Origin of the sequence: Hydrococcus rivularis NIES-593 (genome assembly GCF_001904635.1) — a bacterium.
Taxonomy (GTDB): domain Bacteria; phylum Cyanobacteriota; class Cyanobacteriia; order Cyanobacteriales; family Microcystaceae; genus Hydrococcus; species Hydrococcus rivularis.
Genome location: NZ_MRCB01000060.1, coordinates 1 through 10,623 on the forward strand (window position 1 = coordinate 1; position 10,623 = coordinate 10,623).

Sequence of the window (10,623 nt, forward strand, 5' to 3'; positions counted from 1 at the left end):
CGAGGACGTCAAACCATCCTCTCTGTGCTTGCGCGCGTCCCATTGCTATGGTCATAGTTTCATATCCTCTTGCTTAACTGAAATCAAAGGCAAGATTTCTTAACGTTAGGTTTTTTTAGTTCGGGACTTAGGTCTCACTTATTGTAATCTGTGAGATGACGAAAATACAGTCAGTTTACTGACGATTTTTTTGAGATGGGAAAGGTTTTCCCCATTTCGCCGCTTGGAAACCCTCTCGGCGAACTATCAACATTTCTTAAACTAGCCCCATAAGGACTATTTCCCGATACTAAAAGAGGATTTGGGCGGTTAATGTCCTAATCCATCTTTAATCATTATTATCAAAAAATTTACAAACTGACATATCAAATCTCAGAAATCGATGATTGAGGAGGAGGAACTTCTGAGAGGGAAACGGGAAGACTGAGAGACAAGGGAACAAGGAGACTCCGAGGACAAGGTGAATATTGACAAATGCAAAATGACAAAGGACAAAAGACAAAGGACAACTGACAAACAACTATATGACTCTATCGTCGATTGGCGATCGCAACAAAACTTGCAATAGAATTGTTCGCCGAGCTTGGCTGTTTCTTGTTATTGTTATTTTTCTGTTGGGGCTGTTCTTTCGCTGTGCCAACCTCGATCGCAAAATTTTTTGGGTTGATGAAGTTGCCACGGCAACTCGTACCGCAGGCTATACCAGACAGGAGATTGTCGAGCAACTTGCCGATAGGGGAGTCATTGGAATCGAGGACTTGCAGCGCTATCAAAAACTGAGTCCAGATCGAGATTTAGGCGATACGTTCAATGCCTTGATGCAAAGTCCAGAACATACTCCGCTGTATTTTTTGATGGCGAGATTTTGGCGACAGTTATTTGGCAGTTCGGTAACGGCAACGAGAAGCTTGTCTGTTGCGCTTGGTTTATTGGCATTTCCCTGTCTTTTTTGGTTATGTCAGGAATTATTTAAATCTCCGTGGGTAAAATGGATGGCGATCGCGCTTTTTAGCGTTTCTCCGTTCTATATTGCCTACGCCCAGGAAGCGCGTCCCTACAGTTTGTGGACAGTGACGATTTTACTATCTGGCGTTGCGCTTTTGAGAGCCATTCGCCTTAATACTCGTCAGAGTTGGGGTTTCTATGCCGTCACTTTAATTTTGGGATTTTATACTTCTCTATTGTCTTTTTTAGTTACTGTTGGGCAGGGATTTTATGTCATTGTTTTAGAAAATTTTCGTTATACGAAAACAGTAAGAAATCATCTAATCGCCTTGGGGATTGCCTTAATTGTTTTTGTTCCTTGGGCGGTCGTGATTTTTCATCACTGGCAGTTGCTCCAAGATAATACAACCTGGGTTAGAGAATCAGTAGAAATTTCATTTATTGCAGCCATTTTTGTAGCTACTATTCTCCTAACTTTTGGCGACCTTCCCCTTTCTAATTCTCTCGAACATCTCAAAATTGTAGAGCTGTTAATTGTTCTTGTTTCGATCGTTGCGATCGCTCTCTTAATTTATTTTATTTTTTTTAAATCTAGAAAAAAACAAAAAGCTAAGTTATTGATTTACAGCTTGCCTATTTCAACCCCTTTAATTTTAATATTTAGTATTGTCATTAACTTTAATCATTTGCCTATTTATTCTGCGCTCGAACCCGTTGCAACTATAGGTATTTTAATTGCTTTAGGGTTGCTGAGTTTGACTGTTTTCTCAATTTTTTTTGTTGTTACGAAAGCGCCCAAGCAAGTTAGTTTATTTGTTTTGACACAAACTCTATCAACCCCTATGATTTTAATCCTCAATGATGTAATTTCAAAGGATCAAAGTTCTGGCGCTCCTAGATATTTAATGCCTTTTCAGTTAGGAATCCAATTGGCAGTAGCTTATTTATTAGCTAGCAAGATTGAGGCTACTTATCTTTTAAAAACTAGGCAACAGCAAATCTGGAAAGCGATCGCAGTCGGATTGATTTCAGTCGGAATAGTTTCGGGAATTTTGAACTTAGAAAAATCGCCCATCTATCAAAAAAGCCGCAACTTTCATAATCTTCCCATTGCCACAATTTTGAACGAGGCTAAGACCCCACTTCTCTTAGTTGATTCGGCACAAACAATAGATATTTTATCTCTGAGTCATAACTTAAAAGAAAAAGTCAAAGTTGGAATTTTATCCGATCCAAGTCAATTCTCTCAATTCATTGATTCCTGTCAGGAAATATTTTTATTTAATCCCTCTGAAACTTTAAGAGATCGGATTAAAGATAAAGCTCACATTCAAATCGAGCAAGTTTATCAACCCAAACAGTTAATTCCTGGCGAGACTGTCCTATCATTGTGGTCGGTTAAAAGAGCAAAAAATAGTTGCTTTTCTCTTGTAACCGATCTGAAATTCATGTAATCAGTTACGAAGGTAAATCGTTTTATGTTTAACCTCTACCCAAAACAAACTAAAAACTCGATCGCAGCTGAATTTCTGCTTTGCCTTTTGCCTTTTTACTTTTGCCTTGCTGATGACTCTTGACTGGAACGCTGTTTCTCCTCTACTATGCAACAACTTTGATGTTTTTTAGATAATTTCAAACCAGTACTAAATAATCAAACACCCAATTTCGTTTTCTTTCCACCCGCCCACTTTAAGTAAAGATGCGATCGACCATACCATTAGAGCCTATTGCGATTGTTGGAATAGGATGTCGTTTTCCTGGTGCAAATAATCCTGAGTCCTTTTGGCAACTTCTGAGAAATGGTGTTGAAGCAATTTCTGAAGTGCCAAAATCTCGCTGGGATGTAGACCGATTTTACGATCCCGACCCGGCTAAACCCGGTAAAACCCACACTCGTCGCGGCGGATTTTTAGAGGATATCGATCGCTTCGATCCTCAATTTTTCGGAATTTCACCGCGAGAAGCCAATACTATCGATCCCCAACAACGGCTTTTACTAGAAGTAGCATGGGAAGCCCTAGAAGACGGCGGACAAATCCCAGAACAATTAGCGGGAACGCAAACGGGAGTTTTTATCGGTATCGGCACTCACGACTACTCCATTATGCTCTGGCAGCATCCGGTGAGCGACCCCTACGCCACAACCGGAACGGGAAACTGCATCGCAGCTAACCGCATCTCCTATGCCTTCGATTTCAAAGGTCCCAGTCTAGCCGTCGATACCGCTTGTTCTTCTTCTCTAGTCGCCATTCATCTGGCTTGCCAAAGTATCTGGACTGGCGAATCTACAATGGCTTTGGCTGGCGGGGTCAATGTTATCTTACTGCCAACGGTAATGGTAGGATTCGCCAAAGGCGGCTTTTTGTCTGGTGACGGTCGCTGTAAGAGTTTTGACACGGGTGCTAATGGCTACGTTCGCAGCGAAGGCGCGGGGATCGTTGTCTTAAAGCCTCTTTCTCAAGCGCAAGCCGACGGCGATGATATCTATGCCGTTATTCGCGGGAGTGCAGTCAATCAGGACGGATGGACGAACGGACTGGCAGCCCCTAATCCCTTGGCACAGGAAGCCGTTATCCGAGAAGCTTGTCGCAGAGCGGGGGTTTCTCCCAGTCAGATCCAATACGTCGAGGCTCACGGAACGGGAACAAAAATCGGCGATCCCATTGAAATGCAAGCCTTGGGAGCAGTATTAGCAGAAGGTCGCGAATCTGGGGATTACTGTGCTGTTGGGTCGGTGAAAACGAATATCGGACATGCAGAAACAGCCGCAGGCGTTGCGGGATTGATTAAAGTCGCGCTGGCGCTCAAATATAAGCAGATTCCACCAAGCTTGCATTTCCAAGAACCAAACCCTGCGATCGCGTTTGATAAACTTCCCTTGCGAGTGCAAACGACTTTAACGCCTTGGTTGGAGCGATCTTTTCCTGCTTTAGCGGGAGTGAATTCTTTTGGCTTTGGGGGTACGAATGCTCATGTGGTTTTAGAAGAATTTCACGCCCAGACGATCCCCCCTGCCCCCCTTATTAAGGGTGAACGTCCGCTACATCTGTTGACTCTCTCGGCTAAAAGCGAGAAGGCTTTGAGGGAGTTAGCGGGGCGATACAAGGAGTTTTTGGAATCCCATCTAGAAGTATCTTTGCCCGATGTTTGTTTTACGGCTAATACCAGGCGATCGCAGTTTAACCATCGCCTGGCGATCGTGACGAAATCGACCGAACAATTGCGATCGCAGCTAGAAGCTTTTGCATCGGGGCAGGAAATTTCAGGATTAGTACGAAGTCAGATAACGAGCAATCGCATTTCTAAGATCGCTTTTTTATTTACAGGTCAAGGTTCCCAGTATGTTGGGATGGGATCCCAACTGTATCAAACTCAACCCACCTTTCGCGCCACATTGGATCGATGTGCCGAAATTCTGCAACCTTATTTAGAAAAGCCTCTGTTAGAGGTATTGTATCCCAGCCAAATCGAAAAAAAAACCCGCTCCCCAATCGATGAAACTGCCTATACCCAACCCGCCCTATTTGCCCTCGAATATGCCCTCTACGAACTTTGGAAATCCTGGGGCATCTCCCCTACTGCCGTTATCGGTCATAGCGTCGGCGAATACGTTGCTGCTTGCATAGCAGGCGTTTTTAGTCTAGAAGATGGACTCAAACTAATTGCCGCCAGGGGACGCTTGATGCAGCAATTGCCACAAGATGGGTCAATGGTAGCCGTTTTCGCTAGCGAGGAGATAGTTAGTGCTGCTATTGCACCCTACCAAGAGCAAGTCAATCTAGCAGCTATTAACGGGTACGAAAATCTCGTCATTTCTGGCAAGCGCCAGGCAATCGAGAGGATAGTTTCCAAATTGCAAGCAGAGGGGATTGAGACGAAACAACTAAATGTCTCTCATGCCTTCCATTCTCCCCTGATGGAGCCAATACTTGCCCAGTTTGAAACAGTAGCTCGCCAGATTACTTATTCCCCGCCACAGATAACGTTAATTTCTAATCTCACCGGACGAGCAATTAACTCAGAAATCGCCACGCCAGAGTATTGGTGCCGCCACATCCGGCAACCCGTCTGCTTTGCCCAAAGCATAGAAACGCTGCATCGGCTAGGATATCAAGCCTTTGTAGAAATTGGAGCCAAACCCACCCTTTTAGGGATGGCACGTTCTATTCTAGAGCCAAAGAAAACTTCCGACTTTTGTACAGATCCGAAATTTCGCGTCTCTACGAGTTCCGAGTTCCGAGTTCCGAGTTCCGACTTCTTCTTGTGGTTGCCGAGTTTGCGTCCGGGAGCTTCCGACTGGCAACAATTGCTTCAAAGTTTAGGCGAACTTTATGTTAGGGGAGTAAAAGTAGATTGGTTGGAGTGCGATCGCAATTCTTCTCGCACTCTGGTACACCTGCCAACTTATCCTTTCCAACGTCAGCGATTCTGGTGGGAAAGTCCAAAATTCAATGAGTGTCAATCCCCAATCCAAAATCCAAATCATCCTCTACTCGGTCAACGGTTGCATTTAGCAGGCACCAAAGAGATTCGTTTTCAGGCGCAAATTAGTCAGGATTCGCCTGCTTATTTAAAAGACCATTGCCTTGACACTCAGCCAATTTTTCCAGCTACAGCTTACTTGGAAATGGCATTAGCAGCAGGGGCAAATCTCTTCAAATCGGATCGCTTGCGATTAGAAGAATTTGCGATCGCGCAGCCTTTAGTTCTACCAGAAAACCAACTCAAAACGCTTCAGATAATTCTTATTCCTGAAACTCGATCGGGCTATTCTTTTCAAATTTTTAGCAGCACGATTAATGAAGAAACTACAGAATCATCTTTTACCCTTCATGCTTCTGGAAAAGTCAACCTAGAGGATAAAAATGAACAACCGTTTCAATCTGAGTTAGCCGAGTTGCAGGCAGATTTTTCTCAAAATCCACTTTCAGTTTTAGATTACTATCAACAATTGCGAGAGCAAGGACTTTGCTATGGCAAGAACTTCCAAGGAATTAAACAACTTTGGCAGGTTAAAGGGCAAGTATTAGGTCAAATCCAATTACCAGAAACGTTAACTTTTGAAGCAGAAAACTATCTCTTGCATCCCGTCTTATTAGACAGTTGTTTTCAGCTTTTAGGGGCAGCTTTTGCCAATGATGAAAGGGGAACTTATTTACCCGTAGGATTAGAACGACTGCATGTTTATCGCCGTTCGAGCCATTATTTGTGGAGTCGCGTTAAAGTCGGGAAAGATAATCCTACTAACGGTTACACTACTGGGCAACGACTAAAGGCAGATTTACAGTTGTTTGATGAAAATGGCATTTTAGTCGCTCAAATTGAAGGTTTATCACTTCAGTATGTCAGCCGCCAATCGATACAGAAGCTCGTTCCAGAACCAAAACAAGAAAATTTAGAAGATTGGTTATACGAAGTTGTTTGGCAGCCTTCTAAAGGGCAGAAGGCAGAATCTCTAGGGCAGAAGACGGCAGAGAATTGGCTGATTTTTGCAGACCAACGAGGAATTGGGGTAAAGTTAGCAAAAGCACTTGAGGAGAAAGGCGATCGCGCCACTCTCATTTTTCCAGGTCAGTCTTATGCTATCTCAGACGAGGGACACTATCAGATCGACCCAACTCAACCGGAAGATTTCCAGCGATTATTTGAACAAATAAAATCTTGTTGTGAAATCGTTCATCTCTGGGGACTGGAAGAGACAACAGATTTACAACAAGCGCAAGTTCTAGGATGTGGCAGTGTCCTACATCTGGTTCAGGCGCTAATCAAAGCGCGTTTTCCTCAATTACCTAAGCTTTGGTTAGCAACTAGAGGAACCCAGCCAGTCGGAATGGATTCTACTCCTATACAAGTACAACAATCTTCTCTGTGGGGATTGAGGCGCGTTATCAGATTAGAACACCCCGACTTGCCATGTAAATGTCTAGATTTAGATCCATCTGAGAAAAGCGATGACATTCCAACTCTGCTAGAAGAATTGTATTTCCCAGATGCCGAAGACCAAATAGCTTATCGTCAGGGAATTCGTTACGTTCCCAGATTGATGCAACGAACTTCTCAAACTCAGTCAGATACTCCCATCCAATTAAAAATTTCCGACTACGGGATTTTAGACAACTTAACCCCTGCCCCGGCAACTCGCTGTTCTCCTGCCCCAGGAGAGGTGGAAATTCAAGTTTGTGCAGCTGGGGTAAACTTTAGAGACGTTCTCAATGCGCTGGGAATGCTCAAAGAATACCTCGAACGGATGGGATTTGCCGATGCTGCTGAGGTTCCTTTCGGCGGCGAATGCGCAGGAAAAATTGTGGCAGTTGGGGAAGGTGTTGAAGGGCTTCAAGTTGGCGATGAAGTCATTGCCGCGCAAGCGATTGGCAGTTTAAGTAGTTTTGTGACGGTCGATGCTCGATTTGTGGTTCGCAAGCCAAAGGAATTAAGCTTTGAGGAAGCTGCTACGATTCCAACGACATTTCTGACGGCTTACTACGGACTTCATTATCTAGCAAAAATTAAAAAAGGCGATCGCCTATTAATACACTCAGCGGCGGGAGGAGTCGGTCAAGCAGCCATCCAATTAGCCCAAAAAGCAGGGGCAGAGGTTTTGGCTACGGCTAGTCCCAAAAAGTGGGAATTCCTTAAATCTATGGGCGTGAAAAACGTCATGAACTCCCGAACGCTGGATTTTGCCGAAGAAGTGATGGCGTTGACGGACGGGCAAGGAGTCGATATCGTACTCAATAGCTTCAATGGGGAATTTATTGCTAAAAATCTCGAAATTCTTGCCCCAGGAGGTCGATTTGTCGAAATTGGCAAAATCGGTATTTGGGATGAAAGCCAAGTTAGAGAAAAAAGAGCCGATGTTGCTTACTTTCCTTTCGATCTGTTAAACGTATCGCAGGATCGCCCCAGTTTAATCGCCTCAATGCTTGAGGAATTGATACAGGAGTTTCATCAAAGGTCTCTACGTCCCCTTCCTCATACGGTATTTCCGATAGAAGAGGCAGCTAGTGCTTTTCGCTATATGGCGCAAGCGAAGCACATCGGCAAGGTCGTTATCTCGCTGCCACAAATTGCCTCTCAACCCTTTATGATTAGAAAAGATGGGAGCTACCTGATTACTGGAGGTTTGGGAGCGTTAGGACTCCAAGTAGCTCGTTGGCTAGTCGAGCAAGGAGCAAAGCATTTAGTTTTAGTCGGACGCAGCCAACCTTCACAAGCAGCGCAGGAAACGATTAGCCAACTCGAAAAAGCAGGCGCTCAGGTTATTGTCGTTCAAGCCGATGTATCCAAACCAGAGGATGTGGCGCGAATCATTGCTTTGTCTGAGAAAATTCAATCCAAAATCCAATTAAGGGGCATCATTCACGCTGCTGGCATTCTCGATGATGGGGTGCTGCTAAAACAGACCTGGGAGCGTTTTGAGCGGGTTATGGCTCCCAAAGTACAAGGCGCGTGGAATCTACACGTAGCCACTCAAGATTTAGCGCTAGACTTTTTTGTCTGTTTTTCCTCTATTGCCTCTTTAATCGGTTCTCCCGGTCAAGGCAATTATGCGGCGGCTAATGCATTTATGGATGCTCTTGTCCATTATCGCCGAGGAATGGGATTACCTGCTTTGAGCGTTAATTGGGGAGTTTGGGCAGATGTGGGGATGGCGGCTGAATTATCTGCCCAAAACCAAGCTAGATTAGAACAGCAAGGATTGAGTGCGATCGCGTCGCAACAAGGATTGCAGCTATTAAAAGCGTTGCTGCAACAGCAGGCAACTCAGGTTGGTGCGTTTCCCGTCAATTGGTCAATTTTTCTCAAACAACTTCCCGAAACATCTTTCTTTGAAGCAATCACGCCCAAATCAGAAGAAAACTCACTACAGTCGCGCTCTGAGTTTCTACAACAGTTAGAATCAGCAGCGAGTAGCGATCGCAAAACGCTACTATTCGATCGCGTTCGCTCGCAAGTTGCGAAAGTGTTGGGGTTCAGTTCGCCCGAACTCATCGAACCCCAACAAAATTTTGGCGATCTAGGAATGGACTCTTTGATGGCTGTAGAGCTTAAAAACTCTCTCCAGGCGAGTCTAGGCATTCCTATTGCGCTAACTTCAGCTTTCGACCACCCAACAATAGAATTGCTGACAAATTATCTTGCCCAAGAACTATCAGCGGGAGAATTCGTTGATGGATTTTCCACCCAATCGAGCGTGCGATCGCCGGGTCCGAATTCTATCAATCAATTAACCATACAATCGAACGAAAAGTCATCTACCCCAGGAATGATTAATAAATCGATAGTTCGGTCTAACGAGCAAGCGATCGTCAATGAATCTCCCAATAATAATGGCAGCAAAGCTTCTGAAACGTTAATAAATAGAGAAATTAGACCAGAAAACTATCAGTTTCGGCTGATGCCAGAGTACATCAACCTCCGAAAAGATTTAGAAAGAGTCGAGCAACTTGGCAATCCTTTCTTTGAAGTCTACGACGGAATTGCAGCAGATGCGATCCGAATTGGCGATCGCGAATTAATCAACTATTCCAGCTACAATTATCTGGGAATGTCGGGGGATGCAACTGTCTCCCAAGCAGCAATGGATGCGATCGCGCGTTATGGGACTTCTGTCTCGGCAAGCCGCGTCGTTTCGGGAGAAAGACCGCTCCATCGAGAGTTAGAGCGCGAAATTGCCGATTTTCTGGGTACAGAGGATTGCATTGCCTACATTGGCGGTCATGCCACCAATGTCACTACCATCGGTCATTTATTTGGGAAAAACGATCTCATTCTCTGCGATGCTCTCAGCCACAATAGCATTCGAGAAGGGTGCAAACTATCGGGCGCAACGATTATCGAATTCCCCCACAACGATTGGCAAACTCTCGATCGCATTTTGTCCCAACGCCGCCACGAACATGAAAAAGTCCTCATTGCGATTGAAGGAATTTACAGTACTGATGGAGACCTACCATATTTACCAGAATTTGTCAAGCTAAAAAAACAATACAAAGCCTTTATTCTAGTAGATGAAGCGCATTCAATCGGCGTATTAGGGATTTATGGTCGCGGTATTGGCGAATATTTTGGAATTGCGCCCGCTGATGTCGATTTATGGATGGGAACGCTCAGTAAATCTTTTGCTAGCTGCGGCGGTTATATCGCTGGATGTCGGGAAGTAGTGGAATATTTGAAATATACGGCACCCGGCTTTGTCTTTAGCGTTGGCATGTCTCCGCCCAACGCAGCAGCAGCACTAGCAGCAATCCGACTGCTCAAAGCCGAACCCGAACGAGTGTCTCGCCTGCGCGATCGCGCTAAACTATTCCTAGAGTTAGCAAAGAGTAAAAGACTCAATACGGGAAGCAGCCAGGATTCGCCTATCGTGCCCATTATTGTCGGCGAACCTTACAAAGCCGTGCAGTTGTCCCAGGCACTCTCTAGACGCGGTATTAACGTCCAACCGATGGTTTATCCCTCTGTGCCCTACAATGCTTCTCGCTTGCGCTTCTTTATTAGTTGTACGCATACAGAGGAACAGATTCATTTTACGATCGACGCGATCGCGCAAGAGATTGCCAAGCTGAATTAATAAACTTTTGAGGGTAGGCAGCAGAACTTAAATAATTAGACATAGTTGGATAATCCTAGACATATTTTTATGTTATACTGGCTCTATGTCCAACTTATTAACGG

At 44.6% G+C, this 10,623-nt stretch carries 2 protein-coding genes; both read left to right on the plus strand.

The window, feature by feature from the left end; translation table 11 throughout:
- Positions 1–524: 524 nt before the first annotated feature.
- Positions 525–2,399 (plus strand): glycosyltransferase family 39 protein, encoded by a 1,875-nt coding sequence (locus NIES593_RS22920; RefSeq protein ID WP_073601768.1) that lies wholly within the window; start codon positions 525–527, stop codon positions 2,397–2,399.
- A gap of 245 nt (positions 2,400–2,644) precedes the next feature.
- Positions 2,645–10,519: a type I polyketide synthase gene (locus NIES593_RS22925; RefSeq protein WP_073601769.1), complete on the plus strand. Its 7,875-nt coding sequence runs from the start codon at positions 2,645–2,647 to the stop codon at positions 10,517–10,519.
- Positions 10,520–10,623: the final 104 nt, after the last annotated feature.

Bases quoted from the DNA above. Each gene is read 5' to 3' on its own strand.
- NIES593_RS22925 (WP_073601769.1), top strand. From the start codon at position 2,645: ATGCGATCGACCATACCATTAGAGCCTATTGCGATTGTTGGAATAGGA.
- NIES593_RS22920 (WP_073601768.1), top strand. From the start codon at position 525: ATGACTCTATCGTCGATTGGCGATCGCAACAAAACTTGCAATAGAATT.